The sequence below is a fragment of the Pseudomonas sp. NPDC089392 genome (genome assembly GCF_044749595.1).
Taxonomy (GTDB): domain Bacteria; phylum Pseudomonadota; class Gammaproteobacteria; order Pseudomonadales; family Pseudomonadaceae; genus Aquipseudomonas.
Window position 1 is genome coordinate 71,497 of record NZ_JBIVIF010000025.1, and the last position, 22,023, is coordinate 93,519.

At 55.1% G+C, this 22,023-nt stretch carries 23 protein-coding genes; 12 read left to right on the forward strand and 11 right to left on the reverse strand.

Features of this window, described 5'->3' with window-relative positions; translation table 11 throughout:
• Positions 1-7: 7 nt before the first annotated feature.
• Complete coding sequence (locus ACIP1G_RS20415; protein ID WP_024947943.1) at positions 8-859, reverse strand: universal stress protein; 852 nt, start codon at positions 857-859, stop codon at positions 8-10.
• Between the two features lie 11 nt (positions 860-870).
• Positions 871-2,358, reverse strand: a complete 1,488-nt coding sequence (locus ACIP1G_RS20420) for a SulP family inorganic anion transporter (protein WP_053870531.1) — start codon at positions 2,356-2,358, stop codon at positions 871-873.
• A 552-nt stretch (positions 2,359-2,910) separates the two neighbouring features.
• On the opposite strand from ACIP1G_RS20420, the gene ACIP1G_RS20425 reads away from it, so the two are divergent.
• Together ACIP1G_RS20425 and ACIP1G_RS20430 are read left to right on the forward strand one after the other, a co-directional pair.
• Positions 2,911-3,135 carry a hypothetical protein gene (locus ACIP1G_RS20425; RefSeq protein WP_011953103.1) on the forward strand — a complete coding sequence of 75 codons (225 nt, stop codon included), beginning with the start codon at positions 2,911-2,913 and terminating at the stop codon, positions 3,133-3,135.
• A gap of 14 nt (positions 3,136-3,149) precedes the next feature.
• Positions 3,150-3,356 (forward strand): hypothetical protein, encoded by a 207-nt coding sequence (locus tag ACIP1G_RS20430; protein ID WP_020302568.1) that lies wholly within the window; start codon positions 3,150-3,152, stop codon positions 3,354-3,356.
• A 143-nt stretch (positions 3,357-3,499) separates the two neighbouring features.
• Here ACIP1G_RS20430 and ACIP1G_RS20435 read toward each other — a convergent pair whose 3' ends face one another.
• Together ACIP1G_RS20435 and ACIP1G_RS20440 are read right to left on the reverse strand one after the other, a co-directional pair.
• Positions 3,500-3,628, reverse strand: a complete 129-nt coding sequence (locus tag ACIP1G_RS20435; protein WP_003253468.1) for a hypothetical protein — start codon at positions 3,626-3,628, stop codon at positions 3,500-3,502.
• A gap of 122 nt (positions 3,629-3,750) precedes the next feature.
• Positions 3,751-5,448 (reverse strand): phosphoethanolamine transferase, encoded by a 1,698-nt coding sequence (locus ACIP1G_RS20440; RefSeq protein WP_003298414.1) that lies wholly within the window; start codon positions 5,446-5,448, stop codon positions 3,751-3,753.
• Positions 5,449-5,938: 490 nt separating this feature from the next.
• On the opposite strand from ACIP1G_RS20440, the gene ACIP1G_RS20445 reads away from it, so the two are divergent.
• The 3 genes from ACIP1G_RS20445 to ACIP1G_RS20455 all read left to right on the forward strand — a co-directional run bounded on the left by ACIP1G_RS20445 (position 5,939) and on the right by ACIP1G_RS20455 (position 7,745).
• Entirely contained in the window at positions 5,939-6,277 is a 339-nt protein-coding gene (locus ACIP1G_RS20445; RefSeq protein WP_071890582.1) for a zinc ribbon domain-containing protein, read from the forward strand.
• A 54-nt stretch (positions 6,278-6,331) separates the two neighbouring features.
• Positions 6,332-7,237, forward strand: coding sequence for a cation diffusion facilitator family transporter (locus ACIP1G_RS20450; RefSeq protein WP_010951438.1), 906 nt, complete (start codon positions 6,332-6,334; stop codon positions 7,235-7,237).
• Positions 7,238-7,394: 157 nt separating this feature from the next.
• Entirely contained in the window at positions 7,395-7,745 is a 351-nt protein-coding gene (locus ACIP1G_RS20455; RefSeq protein ID WP_011953105.1) for a DUF3147 family protein, read from the forward strand.
• A 32-nt stretch (positions 7,746-7,777) separates the two neighbouring features.
• Here ACIP1G_RS20455 and ACIP1G_RS20460 read toward each other — a convergent pair whose 3' ends face one another.
• The gene (locus ACIP1G_RS20460) at positions 7,778-8,104 is read right to left on the reverse strand and encodes a DUF2790 domain-containing protein (protein WP_400740287.1); all 327 of its coding nucleotides are present in this window, start codon (positions 8,102-8,104) and stop codon (positions 7,778-7,780) included.
• A gap of 689 nt (positions 8,105-8,793) precedes the next feature.
• On the opposite strand from ACIP1G_RS20460, the gene ACIP1G_RS20465 reads away from it, so the two are divergent.
• On the forward strand, positions 8,794-9,468 hold the full coding sequence (locus ACIP1G_RS20465; protein WP_003253457.1) for a heavy metal response regulator transcription factor: 675 nt from the start codon (positions 8,794-8,796) through the stop codon (positions 9,466-9,468).
• The gene (locus ACIP1G_RS20470) at positions 9,465-10,883 is read left to right on the forward strand and encodes a heavy metal sensor histidine kinase (RefSeq protein ID WP_020302565.1); all 1,419 of its coding nucleotides are present in this window, start codon (positions 9,465-9,467) and stop codon (positions 10,881-10,883) included. The genes ACIP1G_RS20465 and ACIP1G_RS20470 overlap by 4 nt, the downstream gene beginning before the upstream one ends.
• Before the next feature lie 58 nt (positions 10,884-10,941).
• Here the strand turns inward: ACIP1G_RS20470 and ACIP1G_RS20475 are convergent, their stop codons facing one another.
• Positions 10,942-11,529, reverse strand: a complete 588-nt coding sequence (locus ACIP1G_RS20475) for a hypothetical protein (RefSeq protein WP_020302564.1) — start codon at positions 11,527-11,529, stop codon at positions 10,942-10,944.
• A gap of 266 nt (positions 11,530-11,795) precedes the next feature.
• On the opposite strand from ACIP1G_RS20475, the gene ACIP1G_RS20480 reads away from it, so the two are divergent.
• Positions 11,796-12,017, forward strand: a complete 222-nt coding sequence (locus ACIP1G_RS20480) for a hypothetical protein (RefSeq protein WP_020302563.1) — start codon at positions 11,796-11,798, stop codon at positions 12,015-12,017.
• A gap of 82 nt (positions 12,018-12,099) precedes the next feature.
• Here the strand turns inward: ACIP1G_RS20480 and ACIP1G_RS20485 are convergent, their stop codons facing one another.
• Genes ACIP1G_RS20485 through ACIP1G_RS20495 form a run of 3 tightly spaced genes read right to left on the reverse strand, consistent with a single transcriptional unit; the run spans position 12,100 to position 14,916 of the window.
• The gene (locus ACIP1G_RS20485) at positions 12,100-13,554 is read right to left on the reverse strand and encodes a phospholipid carrier-dependent glycosyltransferase (protein ID WP_010951444.1); all 1,455 of its coding nucleotides are present in this window, start codon (positions 13,552-13,554) and stop codon (positions 12,100-12,102) included.
• On the reverse strand, positions 13,548-14,531 hold the full coding sequence (locus tag ACIP1G_RS20490; protein ID WP_010951445.1) for a glycosyltransferase family 2 protein: 984 nt from the start codon (positions 14,529-14,531) through the stop codon (positions 13,548-13,550). The genes ACIP1G_RS20485 and ACIP1G_RS20490 overlap by 7 nt, the downstream gene beginning before the upstream one ends.
• Positions 14,497-14,916: a GtrA family protein gene (locus tag ACIP1G_RS20495; RefSeq protein ID WP_010951446.1), complete on the reverse strand. Its 420-nt coding sequence runs from the start codon at positions 14,914-14,916 to the stop codon at positions 14,497-14,499. The genes ACIP1G_RS20490 and ACIP1G_RS20495 overlap by 35 nt, the downstream gene beginning before the upstream one ends.
• Positions 14,917-15,173: 257 nt before the next feature.
• Here ACIP1G_RS20495 and ACIP1G_RS20500 point away from each other — a divergent pair, with 257 nt between their 5' ends.
• The 4 genes from ACIP1G_RS20500 (at position 15,174) to ACIP1G_RS20515 (ending at position 19,336) form a co-directional block, all read left to right on the forward strand.
• Entirely contained in the window at positions 15,174-16,142 is a 969-nt protein-coding gene (locus ACIP1G_RS20500) for a LysR family transcriptional regulator (RefSeq protein ID WP_011953108.1), read from the forward strand.
• 210 nt (positions 16,143-16,352) lie between these two features.
• Positions 16,353-17,660 carry an OprO/OprP family phosphate-selective porin gene (locus ACIP1G_RS20505; RefSeq protein ID WP_009395904.1) on the forward strand — a complete coding sequence of 436 codons (1,308 nt, stop codon included), beginning with the start codon at positions 16,353-16,355 and terminating at the stop codon, positions 17,658-17,660.
• A 298-nt stretch (positions 17,661-17,958) separates the two neighbouring features.
• Positions 17,959-18,984: a hypothetical protein gene (locus tag ACIP1G_RS20510; protein WP_011953109.1), complete on the forward strand. Its 1,026-nt coding sequence runs from the start codon at positions 17,959-17,961 to the stop codon at positions 18,982-18,984.
• 127 nt (positions 18,985-19,111) lie between these two features.
• Positions 19,112-19,336, forward strand: coding sequence for a hypothetical protein (locus ACIP1G_RS20515; RefSeq protein ID WP_010951451.1), 225 nt, complete (start codon positions 19,112-19,114; stop codon positions 19,334-19,336).
• 52 nt (positions 19,337-19,388) lie between these two features.
• Here the strand turns inward: ACIP1G_RS20515 and ACIP1G_RS20520 are convergent, their stop codons facing one another.
• Both ACIP1G_RS20520 and ACIP1G_RS20525 read right to left on the reverse strand, forming a co-directional pair.
• On the reverse strand, positions 19,389-21,386 hold the full coding sequence (locus ACIP1G_RS20520; RefSeq protein ID WP_181132475.1) for a heavy metal translocating P-type ATPase: 1,998 nt from the start codon (positions 21,384-21,386) through the stop codon (positions 19,389-19,391).
• Between the two features lie 202 nt (positions 21,387-21,588).
• Complete coding sequence (locus ACIP1G_RS20525; RefSeq protein ID WP_003253432.1) at positions 21,589-21,912, reverse strand: DUF2790 domain-containing protein; 324 nt, start codon at positions 21,910-21,912, stop codon at positions 21,589-21,591.
• Positions 21,913-22,023 lie beyond the last annotated feature (111 nt).

A 22,023-nucleotide genomic window follows, 5' to 3' on the forward strand; every position in this document is an offset into this window, starting at 1 on the left:
AACTGGCTCAGCGAAGCAGCAATACGGGTAAAGTGGATGTTCGCAGCATCGTCGTGGTCGTGCTACCTATCAGAAACTGCCTGATGCGTGAGTGCCCGTACGCCCCCATGACCAAGAGGTCAATGCCGTGCTCTGCCTGATACGCATGCAGTGTGGACTCTACTTCGCCTGGGCGGATCTCGGTATGCACCAGCGAGCCGGAAGAGGCAAGCGTGGTTCGTGCCTTCTCCAGCGCGTTCTGGTTGTCTTCAGAATCCGCTCCAACCATGACGATATGAATTGGCAGGCCTTCACACAGCGGGCTTGAAGCAAGCATCTGTACGGTCTTGTGGCATGTAGCACTGCCGTCAAATGCCACCATGACCGTTTCAGGTTTCCTGAAATGGCTGGTTGTAATCAGGATGGGGCGGTGGATAGTTCGGACTACCGCTTCAATCTGGCTGCCAAGACTTTGGGCACTGCGCGTGCTGTCCTCACCGACTCTTCCAATCACCAGTAACCGAATATCGTCTTGGAGATCGCTCAGGCTCTCGACGAGATGGCCATGGCGCTGCTTCATATCGGGTGACATGGCGCCAGAGTGGACTGTTCGCTCGCGAGCTTTTTCAAGCATGTGCTGCCCATGCTCCAAGGCCAGTTTTGCCCGCTGCGCATCCAGCGTGGCCAACTCTTCCAGTAGATGTTCTCTGCTACCGAGACCGATATTGCCGCTAAGATCAGCGGATGCAGGATACTTCTCCTTATCCAGCACATGAAGCAAGGTCAGGGGAGCGCTGAGTCGTTGCGAGGCCCATGCTGCGTAATCGCAGACCGCCAATGAGGATTGTGAGTTATCAATGCATGCCATTACGTGGGTCATTGTCGTTCTCCTTAGTGGCTCATGAGCTTGTCGATGGCGCCGGGCTTGTCATGCACGCCGAAGCGGTCAACGATTGTTGCGCTGGCTTCATTGAGACCGAGCACTTCAACCTCAGCTCCTTCGCGTCGGAACTTGATTACGACCTTATCCAGCGCTGCGACGGCGGTGATATCCCAGAAATGCGCCTGTGTGAGATCGATGGTGACCTTGTTGAGCGCCTCCTTGAAGTCAAAAACCTCAGTGAACTTGTCCGCAGAGCTAAAGAACACCTGGCCCACGACGCGGTAAGTCCGATGCGATTTCGTCTCTTCAAGAGTGCTCTTGATATCCAGGTAGTGCCCGACCTTGTTTGCGAAGAACAGGGAGGCCAGCAGCACACCTACCAGTACGCCGTAAGCCAGATTGTGAGTGGCCACGACGACCACGACGGTCGCCACCATGACGAGGTTGGTCGACAGCGGATGCTCTTTCAGATTACGCAAGGAATCCCAGCTAAAGGTGCCGATGGACACCATGATCATTACAGCCACGAGTGCGGCCATAGGGATTTTGGAGAGCCATTCGCCAAGAAATACCACCATCAGCAGCAGGAAAACGCCGGCACACAATGTCGAGAGACGGGTGCGGCCGCCAGATTTCACGTTGATGATCGACTGGCCGATCATGGCGCAACCTGCCATACCGCCAAGCATGCCGGCAGCGATGTTGGCCACACCCTGGCCTTTGCACTCGCGGTTTTTGTTGCTGGTGGTATCCGTCAGGTCGTCGACGATGGTCGCGGTCATCATCGACTCCAGTAGGCCTACAACTGCCAGCGCTGCGGAGTAAGGAAAGATGATCCGCAGGGTTTCAAAGTTCAGCGGCACTTCAGGCCACAGAAAAATCGGCAGCGTGTCCGGCAGTTGGCCCATGTCACCGACGGTGCGGATATCCAAACCGAGGTAAATGGCGATGGCAGTCAGCGTCAGAATGCACACCAACGGAGAGGGAATCAGCTTGCCGATTTTCGGTACATACGGGAACAGGTAGATGATTCCCAGGCCCGCAGCGGTCATGGCATAGACATGCCAGGTGACATTGGTCAGCTCAGGCAATTGCGCCATAAAAATCAGAATCGCCAATGCGTTTACGAAGCCGGTGACTACCGAACGTGAAACAAAGCGCATCAACGAGCCAAGCTTCAGGTAGCCGGCAAGGATTTGAAGTACGCCACATAGTAGAGTCGCGGCCAGCAGGTACTGGAGTCCATGCTCTTTTACCAGCGTAACCATCAGCAGTGCCATGGCGCCTGTCGCCGCCGAGATCATTCCGGGGCGCCCGCCGACAAAGGCGATGACAGCACAGATACAGAAGGAGGCGTAGAGACCGACTTTGGGATCTACCCCGGCGATGATGGAAAAGGCGATGGCTTCCGGGATCAGCGCGAGTGCGACCACCAGCCCCGCGAGCACGTCGGCACGGACGTTGGAAAACCACGTTTGTCTAAGTTTTTGCAGCATATAAATATCCAAGGCAAAGCATCGCGCACGCCAAGGGAGTGGCGAGCGAATCGATACAAATTCAAATTTTGAGGATTTTTTGCTGTGTGCTTAAGGTGTAAAACCAGGCGTACAGCAGTGAGCACCCGCGAGCGAGGCTAGCGGAAGCAGGTTGTTGCGAGGGGGCGTAGCGCTAAGGCGGCGTAGGCTGCCAGTAGATCGTTTGGAGTACAGTCATGCTGATGTTCCTGTAGCTCAAGGGGTATGCGGAGCCGAAGTATACAATGAAGCCATCGTCGATTGCGACCCGCTGGCAGGCTCTGCATGACCTACGTCAGATACAGGCTTATTCAATGGGTATACCTGCGGGCAAGGCTTTGTTTTCCACCCGTTCTTGTCCGAGCTGGTCTGTGTGCTGAGGGGTGAGTTGGCCAGACGGTTACGCTACGACACGCGCCCTGGCCACTCCCCAGGCCAGCGCGCTCCTCATTGATTCGTTCAGTCGGGCGTCGAACACCTATGCTGCTCGGGGCCTTGCCACGCCGCGGTGTCCTATAATTCATCTTCAGCTGAATGGAGCAAAATGTTGTGAAGCGCACATTCATTGGAATGGTCGAGGCTGGTGAGCCACTGATGAGGCAAGCGCTTGAAGCTATCCGACAGGCCCACGAAGCGGAGGCTGCTGGATTGCCAGACCTTGAGGTACAGCGTCTTCACCTATTGGCAGATTCGCTCTATCAGGCGGTCATTGATTTTCAGCTCCTCAAAGCAGGTAAACCACCGTCGACTATCCAGTGAGGACCTGCCGCTACATGACGAAAAAGATGCCAGCTCTTCTCCCCGACCACCCCATGTATACCGACGCAGTGGATGCGATGAAGCAATACCACGAGGCGCAGGCTTCTGGCTCATCTGCCGAAGAGGTTGAGCGCCTGCGTCAAATCGCAGAATCACAATTTCGGGTTGTCAGCGAGTATCAGCTCAACGCTCTGGGATATCAGTCTCGTCGTCCGCACTGAAGGGATAACCGATCCGGAGGTAGCTTCAGAATCCATCAAGCCAAGCGGAAGACTCACGACGCGGTCCGATTGATCAGCGAGACGGTCGGGAGGGTTTGCACACAGCCCCAAAAAAAAAGCAGCTCCCGAGAGCTGCTTTTTTCTTACTCCCCCTTTTTGTGCTTGTGGGGTTTCAGGTCCGGATGGTCCTTCTGCTTTTCAGGGGTGACTCGCTGCCTTTTGTCCGGAGTGCCATCTTCATTGGTGCGCTTTGGGCCTGGCTTGATGCTCATGCAAAACTTCCTTTTCCGCTTGGGTTGTTGAATGCAGCTATGTAATTAGTCCAGCTTCTCTCAGCTGTCAAAGCAGGCTGGTGCAGAACCGCCTGGCCTATGATCCGGTCCACATCGAACATTCAGAGGCCAGAATAAGAGCCTCCGACAAAGGGCTTACAAGGGGCAGTGAAATCCAGCGCTGAGCGATACGAAGACGTCTGGACGTTCATCATGCCGAGCACGGTGTGGAACAGGTTGTCGTGGCTCAGCGGTGACGTGGTTTGAGCTTTCAAACAACCCACGTTGACCTTTTCGCTCTTCGCGAGCGAGTCAGACATCCAAAGTACCAACGGCACCTTTGTTTGCTCGTCAGGAGCCATCGCGTAAGGCAGCCCGTGTAGATAGAGCCCACCCTCCCCCAGCGATTCGCCGTGGTCCGAAACGTACATCAGCGCAGTGTCGAACTTGGTGTTGGCCGCCAGGATATCGATGAGATTTGCAGTCACATAATCGGTGTAGAGGATTGAGTTGTCGTAGGCATTGACCACCTCCTCCTGCTTACATTTGTCGAGCTCGTTGGTCTCGCACACCGGTGCGAATTTCTTGAATTGCGAGGGGTAGCGCTTGTAGTAGGCCGGGCCGTGACTGCCTTTGTAGTGGAGCACCAGGACAGCATCGCCTTCCTGGCGCTTGATGAAGTCTTGCATCTCCGTGAGCAGCACCCCGTCCTTACACTCCTCGCTGGTGCACAGTTGGGAATCCGCGTGAGAGGCAGCCTTGTGGTTGGGAACCCTGTCGCAGACCCCTTTGCACCCCGAGTTGTTGTCAGTCCACATGACACTGATGCCAGCGCGTTGAAGCACGTCGAGCAGCCCTTCTCGGCTCTTGGCCAAGCCATCTTTGTACTGGGCCTTACCCACGTCCAGGAACATGCATGGCAGCGAGACCGCGGTAGCGGTACCGCAGGAGCTCACGTTCGTGAAGCTAATGACATTTCGCTTTTCTAGTTCCGGATTCGTTTCACGGGAGTAGCCGTTGAGGGAGAAGTTGGCGGAGCGAGCGGTCTCTCCTACTGCCAGTACCAGCAGCCTGGGTTTACGAGCCGCACCCTGTCGATTAACTACCGCATCAGTACCAATGGCCGTCAGCGTTTTAGGTGAGGCCAGCTGACGCTTCAGGTACCCATGGCCAGCCGCAAACAAGTTGGTAGGTACCAGAATCAGCCGGATCTCCCGATTGTTGCGCAGCAAGGAGGCATACGACTGGTACTGACTCAACGCGATGCCAGATAAGGTCAACAGAGCGAGCGACAGAGCAATGAACCTGCTGACCAAAGCTTTGGCCCAAGGCTTGCGCCGGAGGGGAACCCGGGCAATCAGGTAGACGGGCAACACCCCAACCATTGCGACCCAAAGACCGAGCTTCCAATTCAGCAGCTCGGTTGCCTCAGCGACGTCGGTCTCCACAACGTTGGTGAACATTGTGTAATCGATCACGATGCCGTAGGCATTCATGAAGTAACTCGCAAAAGACGCGCTGATCAGTACCAGGCACAGTATGGGTTTGGCCAGCCGCCCCCATGACAGCAAGCTCAGAACGGTAAACACCCATGCGAATACTATGACTGGGAGGCTAGCCGCTAGCTGCCAGTTCACTTCATCGGTTTTGAATACCAGCTTCCAGAGCACGTTCCAGAGCTCAGCGTTCGCGAATAGCAGTAACCAAAAAGTCACCAGGCCGATTAGCAAATTAGTACTGATGCCTTTCTGCCGCGCATTGCGAATAGCAAAGATCCATTTGCTTAACAGGGTGTGAACAATGGATTTGGAAGGTGTCATTATCAAACTCTGGAAGCTGCTTATCCATGGCGGTAGCTATGGAGTTAGCGGGAGCTACAAGGCAAACCGTCGACAGATGCTGAGCGATTGCGCAATGTGCGGAGCGTCAGAGGCCTTAGGCCCCTAGGCGTTGGGGACGCTTAGTATGTGTGAGGCATAGGGATAAAAAGAGAAATGAATCTCGCTGAGCGCATTATTTCCGGGACCTGATAACGACACGATGACCTCGGGATTACAATGCTGACAGAAATCCAATTACTGCTGTTTTGATTGTCATTGATCACGCTATGATCAAAATTAGGGGGATACTACCCACCAAAAGCAATGCTCCGCTCAGCTAGATAAATTTAATTTCACAAACAAAACGGTTTCGTTTTGTCGTAGGCTAATTTTGAACTTTCAATTCAACTTACAAGTCTTTCTCGCGAGCAGAATATTATTTTCAACTTTTGCTCGTTAATATGTCACCCATCAATGAGGGGCGAATACCATGAGCTTTTTCAAAAACATCCTGGGCGGGCACCATGGCCGTGGAAACCACGGTGGAGGCAAGCACCACAGCGGGGGACATGGGGCCGAGCAATATGATCGCCATGGCCGGCAGCAGGGCTGCGACGGCGGTAATCAGGTGTATGACGGCGGGCGCCCTCCCACTCCTGCCCCCATCAAAGATCTGCAGGGCTGCAGGCAGTGCCGGACGGCCAACGATCCGTCAGCACGCTTTTGTCTAAACTGCGGAACACCGCTATCGAGTGGTTGCACCGCCTGCGGCTCGCTGCTGAGTGCAGGAGCAAGATTTTGCAGTCACTGTGGCCAAGCGACGCTCTAAGGCTAGGTAGACAGGAAGGCCAACGAGACCACAACCCTGCGCAAGGAGAAATACGTGGGTTCAAATCATGACCATGGCAGCGCTGCAGTACGCGAGGGGCATCAGAAGAAGCTAATCATGGCGCTCGGCTTGACTGGCAGCTTCATGATTGCAGAAGTGATCGGTGCGTGGATTACCGGCAGCCTGGCGCTGCTGTCGGACGCATCTCACATGTTCACAGATACTGCCGCCTTGGCGATCTCACTGATTGCACTTCAGATAGCCAAGCGGCCGGCGGATCAGAAAAGAACCTTCGGCTATGCGCGCCTGGAAATTCTGGCTTCGACGTTCAACGCCGTGCTGCTCTTCCTGGTGGCGATGTACATCTTGTATGAGGCCTACCAGCGCTTCTTCATGCCGGCGGAGATCGCTACCGGAGCGATGATGTGGATCGCAATCGCCGGCCTGATCATCAACCTAATTTCGATGCGCCTTCTGGCATCTGCGAGCAACGAAAGCCTCAACGTCAAAGGAGCCTACCTCGAAGTTTGGAGCGACATGCTCGGCTCGCTTGGCGTAATCATCGCGGCACTTATCATCCGCTTCACCGGCTGGACCTGGGTCGACACGATTGTCGCTGTGGCGATCGGCCTTTGGGTTCTGCCGCGGACGTGGCAGTTGCTTCGCGAAAGCCTGGGGATCCTCATGGAGGGTGTCCCGAGGGGGCTCGACGTTACGGCAATCGAGGCCACCATCCTCGGAGTAGATGGCGTGACGGACGTTCATGACTTGCACGTGTGGGCTGTCAGCAGTGGCAGTAACGTGATGACGTCGCACGTAGTGGTTCGGGATTCTGCAGATGGGGATGCTGTGTTGGCGGCCGTCGTGGATGCTGTCAGCGATGCATTCGAAATCCATCACTGCACCATCCAGATCGAGCGGGCAGCTTTCCACGAGAGCGTTCCCTCACCCTCGCACTGACCGATCGGTAAACACCATGCAAACACATCACCCTCCTGGCTGAGGGTGATGTTGCAAAAAAAATGCGGTGAGGGATGCCGTAAACGGCAGGAGCGCTTCAAGGGGGTTGGTGAATGGCTTCGCCTGCCCTCGTCAACAACCTCCAGAAGGCTCAGCGATGGCCTGGATCATCACGAAGTACCTACTCACTGCCGGTATAGTGATTCTCGTGTCAGAGCTGGCGAAACGCAGCGACAAGCTGGGCGGCTTGGTCGCCGCCCTACCCTTGGTCACGGTCGTGACGTTGGTCTGGCTCTATTTAGAGAACCAGAGCATGGAGAAGATCTCCAACCATGCTTGGTACACGTTCTGGTACGTGCTTCCGACCCTGCCGATGTTTATTGCTTTTCCATTGCTGCTACCTAAGCTCGGCTTTTGGCCGACACTGATCAGCAGCATCCTCATCACAATGGCCAGCTTCGGAGGCTTCGCCATACTGCTGCGCCGGTTCGGCATTGAGCTTCTATGATCCGGTGGCCGCAGGGATCATCTTGATGAGTCTTAACGGCTATTAACACACTCGCCCTTCACCAGGTAGCGAACCATGTGCAGTTCGCCTTTCGAGTCTTCGTAGGTCATCATGCTTCTTACATTACCGCAGTACCGCACACTGGGTGATACATACACCAACTTACCAACGTCCAGGTCCATGCCATAGGCGTAGTCTTCTAGTTGAGACATGGGCTTTTTTACGCGTTGAGCATAATCCGCTGTAGCCTCTCTAGCAGTACGCTCGATGCGTTTATTGATCTCCATACCGCTTTGGGCATTGGCTGTTAGTGATGTAAAGAGCAAAAACACGGCGATCGCTGATACAGTAGTGTTCATAAGAAGTCCCTTAATAAAAAAGCGCCCGTAGGGGGGCGCTAAAATTCACCTACCAAAGGAGCGTATGGTTTACAGGTGAATGCACTGGCGCGAACAACTGCTCGGTGCTCTTGCCAAGCTGCTTTGAAATGAGACAATTTCCAAAGCAGCGATGCCTCTTCCGCTGCCCTTAAACTAGCAAAGGAGGCTAACACCAAGATGATCGTGCAATTACAATTTGGACATGTAATAGATTGTAAGATAATTATTCGAGAGAATATCGAGCCGCCACGTGAACTAATTTGCAGAAAGGCGCTGCGGTTTGCGGCCGTGCATGGGGTCTGCCTGCGTGGCGCCCTCGATCCAAGGCCAGTACCAGTCCTTGCAAGCTAACGACCGAAATGCTGCCTGTCCTGGCCGATTCCACCTGCCAGGCGAATCTGTCATACACCGCCGCAGGCCCCAGAATCCGCTATGCTTAGGGGTGGAGCCTGCATGACTGTCAGAAATCTTGCGGCTACATTACAAATTTGTAGGATTTCGCCGCGGCCAGCTTCTTCGCGTTAAGATTCAAGCGTCCTCAGGTGACCCGGCGTATGGACAGAGGTAGCGACTACCACATGCCATACCCTCAGCCAAACTTTCGAACAGCCTGCAACCATAATCTTGGCGGATTAGGCCAACTCCTTCCTCACACCTTGAGATAAGTTATGCGCGTTCTAGTTGTGGAAGACGAAATTAAAACTGCCGAATATCTTCAGCAGGGCCTATCCGAAAGCGGGTATGTCGTAGATATCGTGCACAACGGTGTAGATGCTCTGCACTTGTTCAACACTAATGTCTATTCGTTGGTCCTCCTGGACGTGAACCTCCCGGGTATCGACGGCTGGGACCTGCTGGAAACCATCCGTAAGACCAGCCGGGTCCGCATCATCATGCTGACCGCCCGCGGACGCATCAATGACAAGCTCAAGGGCTTGGACGGCGGCGCGGATGACTACCTTGTGAAGCCATTCGAATTCCCTGAGCTGCTTGCTCGCATCCGTTCGCTGCAACGCCGTGGTGATGAGTTAGTCGAGAAGAGCTCGCTGAAAATTGCCGATCTGGAACTCGACTCCGTCCGCCATCGCGTCTTCCGCGGTGGCACACGCATCGATCTCACCACCAAGGAATTTGCGCTTCTGCACCTGCTCATGAGCCGAACGGGCGAAGCGCTGACTCGCTCTCAGATCATCTCGTTGGTCTGGGATATGAATTTCGATTGCGACACCAATGTCATCGATGTAGCCATCCGGCGCTTGCGCTCGAAGATCGATGACCCGTTTGAAACCAAGCTCATTCACACGCTTCGTGGCGTTGGGTACGTTTTTGAGGAACGCGCATGAGGCCATTCAGCCTGGCTGCAAAGCTGGGGTTAAAAGTTGGGTTGATGAGCGCAGCGTTGCTGCTTCTGTTCGCCACCTTTGGCTATCTGATGGTAGGCAAGGCTCTGGAAAGAAATGCCAGAGCAGACCTGGAAGTAAAGATGGCGGGGATGGCTCACAACCTGTCCACCATCCCGGACATCTCCGGCGTCAACGCGGATGCGCATCAGCTTGTCGATTTGGTCATGGGCCACAACAACCTGTATGTGAGCATATTCGATACCTCACAGAATCAGACTCCCCTGCTCTCGATTGGCTCGAAACAGGTCAATCTGGAGGTGCACAAGTTTCAGCCGGCGGCCCAGCCCAAAGAGCACGAATGGCGTGATACGCAGGACCGCCCTCTGCTGAGTGCTTCTCGAATCATGCGTTTGGGCGATGGAACAGAGGTCAGCGTCTATATGACCATGGACCAGTCATCCAGTGAGGCGCTGCTTGATGCGTTGCTTACCTGGGCCTTGATGATGTCCCCCGTCATCCTCGCACTGATCTTGGCCATTGGCTGGTGGACCGTGCGCAGAGGCCTGCTGCCACTGACCAAGTTCCTCAAGATCGCCTCGAAGATCTCAACCGAGAGCCTCGACCATCGCCTTCCAACTGATGGGATGCCGGCAGAACTCAAAATGCTCGCCGACGGCATTAACATCATGCTGGCTCGCCTGGATGATGGGGTTCAGCAGCTCTCGCAGTTTTCTGACGACCTTGCTCACGAACTTCGGGCACCGCTCTCCAACCTAATGGGCAAGGCCCAGGTTGCTTTGACCAGAGAACGATCGCTTTCCGAATACCGGGAGGTTCTGGAGTCGTGCACAGAAGAGCTGGACCGCATGAGCCGCATGGTTTCCGACATGCTGTTCTTGGCCCAGGTCAGTCATCCAGCATCCATGGTGGAGTTCGAACCCGTCTCCTTGGTCGACGAGGTCCAGCGCGTGTGCGACCTCTTCAGCATTTCGGCAGAGGAAGGCGAGATTCAGCTGCAGATCTCTGGCAGTGATGATGTGGTACGCGGGAACCGTCTGATGGTTCAACGAGCGGTCTCGAACCTCGTGTCAAATGCGATCCGCTACTGCCCTCGCGGCCGCACCGTCTACGTGAAGGTGCAGCATAGTGCGAGCGGTACGACGTTGAGTGTCGGCAACCCCGGCCGCGGTATTGCCAAGGAACACCATGCGCACTTGTTTGAGCGGTTCTACCGTGTGGACAAGAGTCGAGCACGGAGCGAAGGCGGTACCGGTCTTGGCTTGGCCATCGTTCAGTCGATCATGAGCCTGCACCAGGGATCGGCGAGCGTGGAGGTGACCGAAGAAAACTTCACCTGGTTCCACCTTCACTTTCCCGCGGCCCAGCAACTGCAGCCGGCAATGACTGCCGCTTAAACCGCGCAGACATGAATAGGCCCGTCAATCGACGGGCCTTTTTGTTTGCCTCACTGCATCAGTGCCGGAGGACCACAGGGTCCATGGGCGACCGCAGAATCACCGACTTGATGATCTTCTGTTCGTCAGAATTGGCATTCATCCACAGGTGGGAGAAGTACTGAGCATTCACTTTCTCTTGAGCACTTACGCTGCCGGCGGCATCGATCAGGCGCATGGTCGAGTAGACACAGATCAGCGCCAGAATGAAGAACGCCGTGGCGACCACCATCACATAACGCTTGGCCAGCACCGGTGCACGCTTGAGCTCCTGGATAGACGCGTCCGCGGCCTTTGTCGCGGCTGTAAGCTCCGTGATCAGTGGCTGGATGGCGGTATCGACTCCGCGGCATGCGGCTGAATACGCAGCTGCAGCGGCGCGCAAGGCAACCTCTTCCGCATTCGACCAAGCCTTCTCCGCCTTTCGCACCTCCTCCTGGATCTGCCGGCCGACAGCGTCCACCTGTTCCACCAGTTCGTTCGACCTCTCCAGAACAGCGCTGGAGGTACGAGTCTGCGAGGTCAGCTCATCAAGCTGGACAGTGAGTTTTTCAGTGCAGCGGCGAAAGTCACCGATAGCAACTGCCCAGGGCTCTATATCATTCATGCCTATCTCCTAGGGCGGCCAACAACGCCGCGCTGAATTAACGCGCTAGATATCAAAATTGTAATTTAAGTGAAAATTCTTAGTCGCCCTCGACAGTGCCGAGATAGACATGATCCTTCCAGATTTGAAGATTTATCGCATCCTATCTGCAGCCAAAATTACGGAATTGTAATTATTGACTCACCTTGTCGTTAGCTTCGCGTTCCTAAACTACAAACCAACAAAGGCCGCTAATCAGGCAGGCCTAGTATGAACCGAGGTTCACAATGAAATTTGTCAAATCTATCGCTATTGGCAGCCTGCTGCTGGGTCTCATGGGTACCGCTTACGCTGAAGGCGGCTTCGAGCGAGCGAAACAGTTCAACGAGAACTTCCGAACCGAACAGGCTCGCGTATGGAGCGATGACTCTTCGGACCAGAACAAACAACAAGTCGCTCAAGAGCAAAAGAAAGAAAGCAAGGATGATAAGGAGCAAGCCGACAATTAATCGGCGGTTAAATAGGACTTCAAATGACGAAAGAAATCGACAAAAAAGCCAGGGTAAAACCTGGCTTTTTTGTGCTTGGAATTTAGCCTTCGTTCTTGCGAGGCGTTTCCGCATTGCTTTCTCCGGCCAGACCCTCGGCACCTTGTGCGGGGCGTTTCCAATGGCACAGCAGGAGCTGGCTGGCGTTCGCTTCGGTGATCGATGTGCAAGCTAGATCAGCGGGCAGACCATCCTTGCTGTCTCGCAAGCGCCTGGACAGATAGAACGAGCCATCCCGCGGCCACTTGGCAGGATCCTTGATGTTCTCGGACTTCCCGCTGCTGTAAAACTCCGACGAGTATGAGCGGCGGCCAGGATAGATCAGGGGAGCGGAATGAGCAGACTGCACATTGAGCCAGGCTTGAACCACATCCCGCTGATTCTGAGGGCGCTCCTCTAGTACCCCGGCGTAGATGATGCCCGCACCGATGATTGGCAACACCAATGCGCTCGCAGCGGCAGCCCAGGTGGTCTTCGGGCCAACTTCGCTGACCCGTGCAGACAGCAGCAATGCCCACGCTGGCAGCGCGGGTAGCAGGTAGGTCCACAGAATGTTGCCTGCAAATGTGAAGAAGACCGGTGTCGCCAAGGCCCACAGCCAGAGGTAGGCTTTGAAGCGCTGCATCGATCCACGCTTGCGGATCAACAGTGGTAGAAACAAGGCCCATGGCAGTAGCGACAATCCGAGCTGGATCCAGATGCTGCCGTACGGCTTGGCATGAGCACTACCATAGAGGTCCCCTGCCCAGTTACTGACGACGTAGCGGCTCCAGTGCTCACCAACGAAGAAGTACTCCATGAAGCCGGGCGTTTTCATCTCGGCCGCGACATACCATGGCACGGATATACCGAACATGAGTACAAGGCCGCTAATCCAGGGAAGCCTCAGTACCCGTCCCCATTCCTTGTAGATAACGAACCAGGCGAATGCCGGCGCCCCCATAAGCACCAGGGTCAGCGGCCCTTTGGCAAGCAAGCCCAGCCCGAGACCTGCGAACATCAGGTAGGCATCCGCCTTGCTGGCGCACTTCATCCAACGCCAGAAACCGTAGCTGGCCAGCAGAATCGAGAACGACAAAACAGGGTCAGTCAGCACAACACCGCTGGAGACCAGGCCAAGTGTGGTGCTGGAAAAAATAATGGCAGCCCAGATGCCGGCGTTACGAGAAATCTGCTGCGTGCCGAGTTTGATGATGATGAAACAGCTTGCCAGGTGGAGTAGCCACGCTGGGAAGCGCGCAGCGAACTCGTTAACGCCGAAGACCGTCATGCTCGCGGCCTGGGTCCAGAAGGACAACGGAGGCTTGCCCCAGAACGGTACCCCGTAGTCGAACATGGGCGTGATCCAGTCATTCAACTCGACCATCTTGCGAGCCATTTCAGCGTAACGGGCCTCAGATGTGTCCATCAGCGGGTAGATGCCCAGCCCCACCAAACGCAATAGCAAAATCGAACCCAGGACCCACCACAGCGTCCTCTCGTTCTTCAGGTTCAGCATTTCTTACCCTCGATCGAAGCCATCGAAGGGTGGAGTGACACGGGATCTGCCTTGTTGCTGTGCTTCAGGAAATAGAGAGGCCGGCGCTTCACTTCCGCGAGTGTCACGCCCAGGTACTCCCCCACCATGGCGACACCGACGCACATGAATGAAGCCATTCCGACGATCAGGTGATGGATGTCGAAACTGCCTGCCACAAGCGACGCAAGCATGTAGCAGATGCTGGAGACGAAAAGACCGAAACTGATGAGGCTGAAAATGCGCAGTGGTTTGCGAGAGAAGCTGACGATGCTCTCGATGGCCAGATTGAACAGGCCAGCTGCATTCCATTTGGTGCTCCCGGCATGGCGAACAGTGCGATTGTAGGGCAGTTCGATGGTACGAAAGCCTACCCAGCCGATCATGCCTTTGAGAATCCTGGAGCGTTCATCCAGGGCCCGCAGGGCTGCCAGCGGCGCAGGCCCAATCAATCGGAAATCGCTGACATCAGCCGGCATGTCCACCTTCTCCACCAGGCGCTGCATGACCCAGTAGTAAGCCCGGGCACTCATGCGCTTGAACCACGAATCACCGATTCTCAGGTTGCGCTGCATGTTCACCACGTCGTAGCCGCGTTGCCAGTAGTCCACCATGGCCGCGATGAGCTCTGGTGGATCCTGCAGGTCGACATCAATGAAGATCAGCGCACTGCCACGGGCATGGTCTATCCCGGCGCTCAGTGCAGCCTCTTTGCCGAAGTTGCGACTCAGGGACAGGCAACGTACAGATGACCCATCCTGATAGTGGCGAAGAATGTCGGCCGTCCGGTCATTACTGCCGTCGTCGACATAGAGGATTTCGCAGGAGACGGGTAAGCGCTTCACCACGCGGGTGATTCGCTGGTGGAACTCGGGGATGGTTTCCTCTTCCTGGAAGCAAGGGACCACGATGGTTAACAAGGGATCAGGGCGCTCGGGAAAGCGATGTAATGTCTGCATGATTGAATGTCCAAAAACGATGTGCAATGAATCCAAGTGCAGTGAGGCTTAAGGTCACTACGACTTGGGAGATGAGCGGTGACAGATTCGACTTGATGAGGAACCACATACCCACGCCATTGCCGAAGTTTGTGGTTAACGCGACCAGTGCAAACCTGACAGGCTGAAACTTACGAGAGCCATCTGCCACAAAACAGAGCGCCCTATTTCCAATGAAGCTCGCGATTGCGCCAACCATGCCGCCACAGATACTGGCCAGTAACGGAGTAACGAATTCTGTCGTAACCAGCAATAGGAACACCGCATAATGGACTCCCGTTGCTATGAAGCCGATCCCCAGATAACGAATCAGTAAGGTAGTAAGAGGTGGGGTTTGATTTTCCATGCCCAAAGCCTATGGAGGCAAAGGTGAAAAAATAGTGAACTAAATGTAAATGCGTAATTAGCCGAATCTATATATGGTAAGTAACAAGTCGGCGCACTAGGCTAGCACGCTACAATATCAGAGGGATTGCCTGAAAATTACGCTTTCGAAATAAAAGCCTTCCGATAACGCATGCATGACCCGTGGATTACAATGTTGACAAGATAAGGAAACACCGGGTGGCATTGAGATAGATTCCCCGAATTAAGGGGGACCTAATGGTTACACAAAATGAAACATATACAAGCAGCGTTGTTCCTTACAGCCCTGACATATTGGATGATTTGCCAATTGATGATCAGCTGGCCGTAGAGTTTTTCGCAACAGCACGTTGTGCCAGTTTCAAACAGGCTGCCCGAGGGCTCAATGTGCCAGTGGTAGGCCTGCGGAAACGCTTGGAGAAACTGGAAGAGCACATTGGTGCTCCCGTGTTTGTCTACAAACACAACAAGCTTGCCCTGACCCGCACAGGCGAGAGGGTCAGCCATTACCTGTGCCAGCTCTTCGGCCCAGACGGCCTTGGCAAGTCCGGTGAAAAGGAAGTCCCCAGGCTTACCATCGCGATCACAGAGCCAGTGCTGAACGACATCGTAAACCGCGATCTAGTCGCCTACGTGCGTGATCATGCCGAAATGCAGCTGGAAATCCATTCAGAATGCACAACGCAGATGCTTTCTGAGTGTGAAGTCGATGTGGGTATCGCTTTGGTGAGCCCAGATGATAAAGGCGCGCTTGATCGCCATCCTACGTATAGGTTTGAACGGCTTGGCCGGATTGGGCACGCCCTGTTCATTTCCAGCCGCTATTCAAGAAGCGTCACCCTTCCAGTGGAGAGCTTGGATTTGCACAACTTCATGCTCGTTGTCCCTTGGGATGAAGAGATCTTGGCGGGCTCACGAAAGTGGGCATCGATAATGGCTGAGCATCAGGGCGGTACCACTCGGGTCAAGAGCTACAACCTATCACGAGGCCTTGTCGTTGGCGGTGCGTGTATTGGAGTGCTGCCCGACTACAGCCGAAAACTGGAGAGAAATATCCTACCCGTGCCGGGTTTCCTGGACGACCTGGAGGAGAAAGATGTCTATCTTGTTATCAAAACGAAGCTTGTCCGCAATCCGCAGGTTTTGGAAATTCGAAGATTGATCAAGAAGAGCTTCTTTGATAAGAAGGACTGGCTTGTTCGGTAACAGTTTTGTTAGGTTTCAAACTCCTCCGTTAACACTACAGAAACACAACTGTCATATTCGCTTGCAACCTAGTCAGAGTGCTTAGAACAAAGGCATCTTGTTACAGCAGGTGACAACCGTGGCCTGCTCCCATCTGCAAGATAAATTTAGGCCGGCGCAGGGCGAAATATAACGTCGGTAGCTAAGCACTTAACATACGAGAGGCAAGCAATGATCCGTTCTTCGAACATGCGGGAAAAGCTGTTGGCTGCCGCAATAATAGGCACATTTTCCTCGCAAGCATTCTCCGGAACAGTAACCACTGACGGAGCTGACATCGTTCTGAAGACCAAGGGCGGTCTTGAAGTATCGACTTCTGACAAGGAATTCAGTTTCAAACTGGGCGGCCGAGTTCAGGCCGACTACGGCCGTTTCGATGGTGTCTTCACCAAGAATGGCGATACCGCTGACGCAGGCTACTTCCGTCGCGCCTACCTTGAGCTCGGTGGCGTGCTGTACCGCGACTGGAAGTATCAGCTCAACTACGACCTTTCCCGCAACACGGGCAACGACTCCGACGGCTACTTCGACGAAGCCAGCCTGACCTACACGGGTTTCAAGCCGGTGCAACTGCGCTTTGGCCGTTTCTACACCGACTTCGGTCTTGAGAAAGCCACCAGTTCGAAGTGGACCACCGCCATGGAGCGGAACCTCTCGTACGACCTGGCGGACTGGATCAACGACAACGCCGGCATGGGTGTTCAAGCCACCAGCACCATCGCTGACATGGCTTATGTTTCCGGTAGCGTTTTCAGCGAAACCAATAACAACTCGGATGGCGACAGCACCAAGCGCTACAACGTACGTGGCGTGTTCGCACCGCTGCACAGTGATGGCAACGTCCTGCACGTCGGTGCTCAGTACGCTTACCGCGACCTCAAAAACAGTGCGGTCGATACCCGGATTCGTTCGCGTCTGGGCGTCCGCGGTGTAGATACCAATGGCGGCGGCGATGCCGGCACCAACGGCAACCGCATGCTGTTTGGCGGTGCTGCTGCACAAGATGGCCTGTGGAAGGACGACTCGGTCTGGGGTCTCGAAGGTGCCTGGGCCACCGGCCCGTTCTCGGTTCAAGCGGAATACCTTCGCCGCAAGCTGAAAGCTGACCAGGCCAACAACGACATGAAGGCCTCCGGTTACTACGCCCAGATGGCTTACACCCTGACCGGCGAGCCGCGTATCTACAAGCTCGATGGTGCCAAGTTCGACACTATCAAACCAGAGAACAAGGAACTGGGGGCCTGGGAAGTCTTCTACCGCTTTGACGATATCAAGGTCGAAGACGGCAACCTGGTCACCGCGGCGGACCAATCGAACGAGCGCAAGGCCAAGAGCCACACGGTGGGTGTGAACTGGTACGTCAACGAGGCGGTGAAAGTCAGTGCCAACTACATCAACGTGCGCACCGACAACAACGAGAACACCGTGGGCGACGACAGCGGCAATGCCATCGTGACCCGCCTGCAATACGTCTTCTGATCCCTCTCATCAGTCTGACGTGAGAAAGCCGGAAGCGCTCAACGTGCTTCCGGCTTTCCTGTTTCTGGAGGTGATCAAGCATGGAGCGCCCTCCTCCTACCTGCTTTCGCTTACCGATGACCGCTCTTGCCAAAGCTCGGCGAATCTGATGTGATTGCCGCGTCGGGCTTTGCATGGTGGCCGTGCAAGCAAATCAAACCTGACTCCTATTCATGATTGAACCTGATTCGACGTCCAGCTTCGCGTCTAACGGCCCTACAAGCGCAGCTACCCCAACGTCGCTCATTAGGGGATAGTCATGTCTGCAAAAAAGCTGCTTCAACCTCTCGCTGCTCAGCTGCACGCCTCGTTCTCGGCTTCTGGCCGCCCGTACTCTCATCTGCACCTCCACCAGCTGTTCCACGCGGCCATCGGCTCCGTTGCACCGCAAGTTGCCATCCAAGACAAGCTGCCAATTCAGGTCTGTCGTGACAACGAGACACGGCAGTACAACCTCTACGCGGCGGTCGAGCGGGCGAAAACGTGCTTAGGATTGACCGATCTTCAAGCAGTCGGTGTGGCTGAAGAAGTCATTGAGGTGCTACGAACTGCGGGAATCGGCGTGAACCAGGTTCGCCTGCTCCTTGACCCCTCCTTCAGCTCGAAGACTCGCAAAAAGGCCTTCAAGGCTCTCTGCAAGAACCTGGATCTGAACGAGCTAGGCGATCGCTTCGTCCCCAAGACTGCCACGTTGGCCATCGCTGCTGGTATTGCGCCGCCTCCCAAAATGTCGTGGAAGGATCGCTTCGCCCTGGCTGCAAATTCCCCCATGCGGGGGCCAAGCGAGCTCATCAGCATGGTCAACCGGGATGAGTGTTATCTGTGGGTATTCCCACCGACTGACCATCATGCGACGGCTCCAGCGACGCATGACCGTTTCTTTGGTGAAAAGACCCACCCGAGCGCAGAAATGGGCATGGGGTTCAGCATCATCGATTCCGGCTGGACCCGCCCCAAGTACCCGCTATCCAGGCAGTCACAAGAGACCTTCATCCAGTATTCGCTTTCTGCGCCGATGTGGTCCTGGCGCGCACAAAGTGACACCTGGCGCCTGGGAAACATCCTGCGTTCAAGAATCCTTGACGGGGCTCCTTGGCATAACGAGCCTCTGAGTGACGTGCTTCCGAGCGGCCTTAAATCCCTGCCCCGGATCTATGGGTGCGAAACCTGCCGAACGCTGTTCATTGAGAATCACAGCGACTACCCGGATGTACCCACTCAGTGCCAATGCGGTGAGGCGAGCAGCACGGGTGACCAAAACGAGTCATCTGCTCTCAATAGCTGATTTTCCTTACGGTGGCGGGCTGAGCCCCCCGTTAGGGATTGGCTATGGGAGCGGGATTCGCTCACCCCAAACCTGAAGGCGCCGCCACCTAACCGAGCGATATGAGCTGAATGCTCGCGGAGTAGATATGCAAAAGAGTAAAAACAAACAGGACACCCTGGCGGCGATCAATGCGCTTGTCGAGATTGCGTATGATCAGGGATTTGCGGACGGACACGGAGTCGGCAATCAAGTCGGTTTCGTAGCCGGTGTCATGAGCCTCAAAGCTGCATTGGCCTGCGGCTTACGGCATGGCTCACCTGAGTGCGGAAAGGCCCTTGAAAGCCTCAAGCGCATCGGGATCGACGAGTGAGAGAAAAGTACGGGTCATTTCCCTGCTTAGCTTCATGATTGAAGCTCAGGGATCAGGTGCTTCTGCGGTAGGCCAACAGGCGCAAGGCGTTGAAGACGACCAACAGTGTGGAGCCCTCATGGATCGCAACAGCGGCACCAATGCTCAAGCCCATGATGCTGGACGGAACCAGGATGGCCACAATCCCCAAGCTGACGAACAGATTCTGGTGGATGATCGATCGCGTGTGACGGCTCAGCCCCACCGCAAATGGGAGTTGCCTGATGTCGTCAGCCATAAGCGCGATATCAGCCGTTTCCAGGGCAACATCAGATCCAGCAGCCCCCATTGCGATACCAACGCTCGAACTGGCCATGGCAGGGGCATCATTGACGCCGTCACCCACCATGGCCACCTTGGCGCTAAGGCGCAGGTTTTTGATGGCCTTGACCTTGTCTTCCGGCATCAGGTCTCCCCACGCTTCATCTAAGCCAACTTGTTTGGCTACAGCCTCTGCAACGCGGTTGTGGTCTCCAGAAATCATGACCATGCGTTCGATGCCCATCTCTCTAAGCTTCTGGAGTGCCTCTTTGGCCCCCTCCCGGGGTGTGTCCAATAGCCCGATAGCGCCCAGATCCTTGTCAGCACGCCGTACCACCATGGTGGTACGGCCTGACTGACGTAGACGCTCCGCAGCCTCCAGGGCTGCCTTGCTGAGTGCGGGAATACCATTGGTACCGAACATCTCGACCTTGCCAATCCAGACGAACTGCCCATCAAGCTCAGCACGCACGCCGCGGCCAATCATGTTGCTCATGTTCTTGGCTTGGAATCGGCGCCGTGTGCCAATCATCTCTTCACCGTCACGCACAATTGCCGCAGCCAGCGGATGGTCGCTCATCGACTCCACAGCGATGGCGACGTTTAGCAGATCCTCGATCTGCGTGCCGCCTATGGGTATTACATCGGTGATACGTGGGCGCCCTTCGGTCAGGGTACCGGTCTTGTCGAATGCCATGGCATTCAATGATCCAAGCTCTTCAAGTGGCGCACCGCCCTTGATCAGCACGCCACCTCGGGCTGCCCTGGCGATGCCAGAGAGAATGGCGCTTGGTGTAGCGATCGCGAGCGCGCAGGGGCTGGCTGCAACCAGTACGGCCATCGCCCGGTAGAACGAGTCACGGAACGGCTCGTCAAGGAAAATGCCGGCAAATAGCAGCCCGACTACCAGCAGTAAAACCAACGGGACGAATATGCGTTGGAAGCGGTCCGTGAATCGCTGGGTCGGTGACTTCCTGACTTCGGCTTCACTGACCATCTTGATGACCCGCGCCAAGGTACTCTCCGTAGAGCGCCGTGTTACCTCAACCTCGATGAGCGTTTCGCCATTGATGGTACCGGCGAAGACTTTCGAGGCTGCATCCACTGCATCTGGCTTGCTGCGTGCGAGTTCGGCATCAGGAACAGGTTGCTTGTCCACGGGGACGCTCTCACCGGTTACTGGCGCCTGGTTGATACTTGAGGAGCCTACGACTACAAAACCATCGGCCGGCAGGCGGTCATTGGGGCGCACGATGACAACGTCACCGGGAACCAGCAGCTCCACGGGCATCTCCACCGTGCCATTTGCTCTGCGTACGATCGCGGTGGCTGGTGCGAGCTTGGACAGTGCCTCAATCGCTTTCTTGGCCCGCCCCATCGCGTACCTTTCAAGGGAATGCCCCAGACTGAACAGGAACAGCAGCAGAGCCCCCTCCGCCCAGGCGCCGATGCTCGCGGCACCGACTGCGGCGAGAAGCATCAGCGAGTCGATCTCGAAGCGTTTCTGACGGATGTTGGTAACCGCTTCCTTAGTGGTGAACCATCCACCGAACACGTAGGCCGACACGTACAGAATCAGAGGCAGACGATCAATCAGGCCAAGTTTTCCTGCGAGAGCTCCGGCACCCAGGAGAGCACCACAGATCAGCGCGAAAATCAGCTCTGTGTTCATTCCAAAAATGCCGCCATGCTCATGGCTATGACCTTCATGCCCGGCTTGGTCATCAGGGCGTTCAAGCAAACTCTTCATAACTCGTCCCTTCTGGGGTCAAGGCTTCCAATTGCCCTCTGCAGTTGGGGAGCCGTCTCTGTTGGTTGGCTAAGATCTATTGCACGGTTTGCCCGAGCCCAGGCGTTAACATTTCGAAGCTATGGGGTATCGGGCGTAATAAAAAATGCCAGGCACTGCCTGGCATTTATGAATTCTCTAATTGTTCTGTTCAAATCGTTTACTACTTGTTGTTGATGCATTGCGAATACATCGAGTAACGAACAGTCTTGAGCGTGCCCTGGGAGTCCTCGAAGGTCATCAACCGTGGATAGACCTGGCAGGTACGGGGGTCCTGCGACTGACGTACGAATTTCGCAACGTCTATCTTCATGCCATATTTGTAATCCTGAATCTCTGGCATTGGCTTGCCATTTTTCTCCGCGTACTTGGCCACTGCGGTCTGGTGTTCCTTGGTGTATTGAAGCTGCTTGCTCTCGGAGAAAGTGTTGGCCTGCGAAGCCACCGAGAAAACAACAAGTGCAGCAGCGATAATTAGCTTTTTCATAAAACCCTCTCAATTTCAAAACTTCTCGGGCGTAACCTTAGCAATGCATAGGCATCACCGGCATGACGAGAAACTTACAATTTTGAAAGGTAAGTGCATCTACTTCACTTT

Bases quoted from the DNA above. Each gene is read 5' to 3' on its own strand.
- ACIP1G_RS20500 (WP_011953108.1), top strand. From the start codon at position 15,174: ATGGTTACACAAAATGAAACATATACAAGCAGCGTTGTTCCTTACAGC.
- ACIP1G_RS20485 (WP_010951444.1), bottom strand. From the start codon at position 13,554: ATGCTGAACCTGAAGAACGAGAGGACGCTGTGGTGGGTCCTGGGTTCG.
- ACIP1G_RS20515 (WP_010951451.1), top strand. From the start codon at position 19,112: ATGCAAAAGAGTAAAAACAAACAGGACACCCTGGCGGCGATCAATGCG.
- ACIP1G_RS20475 (WP_020302564.1), bottom strand. From the start codon at position 11,529: ATGAATGATATAGAGCCCTGGGCAGTTGCTATCGGTGACTTTCGCCGC.
- ACIP1G_RS20480 (WP_020302563.1), top strand. From the start codon at position 11,796: ATGAAATTTGTCAAATCTATCGCTATTGGCAGCCTGCTGCTGGGTCTC.
- ACIP1G_RS20415 (WP_024947943.1), bottom strand. From the start codon at position 859: ATGACCCACGTAATGGCATGCATTGATAACTCACAATCCTCATTGGCG.
- ACIP1G_RS20510 (WP_011953109.1), top strand. From the start codon at position 17,959: ATGTCTGCAAAAAAGCTGCTTCAACCTCTCGCTGCTCAGCTGCACGCC.
- ACIP1G_RS20465 (WP_003253457.1), top strand. From the start codon at position 8,794: ATGCGCGTTCTAGTTGTGGAAGACGAAATTAAAACTGCCGAATATCTT.
- ACIP1G_RS20460 (WP_400740287.1), bottom strand. From the start codon at position 8,104: ATGAACACTACTGTATCAGCGATCGCCGTGTTTTTGCTCTTTACATCA.
- ACIP1G_RS20490 (WP_010951445.1), bottom strand. From the start codon at position 14,531: ATGCAGACATTACATCGCTTTCCCGAGCGCCCTGATCCCTTGTTAACC.
- ACIP1G_RS20505 (WP_009395904.1), top strand. From the start codon at position 16,353: ATGATCCGTTCTTCGAACATGCGGGAAAAGCTGTTGGCTGCCGCAATA.
- ACIP1G_RS20440 (WP_003298414.1), bottom strand. From the start codon at position 5,448: ATGACACCTTCCAAATCCATTGTTCACACCCTGTTAAGCAAATGGATC.
- ACIP1G_RS20430 (WP_020302568.1), top strand. From the start codon at position 3,150: ATGACGAAAAAGATGCCAGCTCTTCTCCCCGACCACCCCATGTATACC.
- ACIP1G_RS20455 (WP_011953105.1), top strand. From the start codon at position 7,395: ATGGCCTGGATCATCACGAAGTACCTACTCACTGCCGGTATAGTGATT.
- ACIP1G_RS20420 (WP_053870531.1), bottom strand. From the start codon at position 2,358: ATGCTGCAAAAACTTAGACAAACGTGGTTTTCCAACGTCCGTGCCGAC.
- ACIP1G_RS20435 (WP_003253468.1), bottom strand. From the start codon at position 3,628: ATGAGCATCAAGCCAGGCCCAAAGCGCACCAATGAAGATGGCACTCCG.
- ACIP1G_RS20445 (WP_071890582.1), top strand. From the start codon at position 5,939: ATGAGCTTTTTCAAAAACATCCTGGGCGGGCACCATGGCCGTGGAAAC.
- ACIP1G_RS20495 (WP_010951446.1), bottom strand. From the start codon at position 14,916: ATGGAAAATCAAACCCCACCTCTTACTACCTTACTGATTCGTTATCTG.
- ACIP1G_RS20470 (WP_020302565.1), top strand. From the start codon at position 9,465: ATGAGGCCATTCAGCCTGGCTGCAAAGCTGGGGTTAAAAGTTGGGTTG.
- ACIP1G_RS20520 (WP_181132475.1), bottom strand. From the start codon at position 21,386: ATGAAGAGTTTGCTTGAACGCCCTGATGACCAAGCCGGGCATGAAGGT.
- ACIP1G_RS20525 (WP_003253432.1), bottom strand. From the start codon at position 21,912: ATGAAAAAGCTAATTATCGCTGCTGCACTTGTTGTTTTCTCGGTGGCT.
- ACIP1G_RS20425 (WP_011953103.1), top strand. From the start codon at position 2,911: ATGGAGCAAAATGTTGTGAAGCGCACATTCATTGGAATGGTCGAGGCT.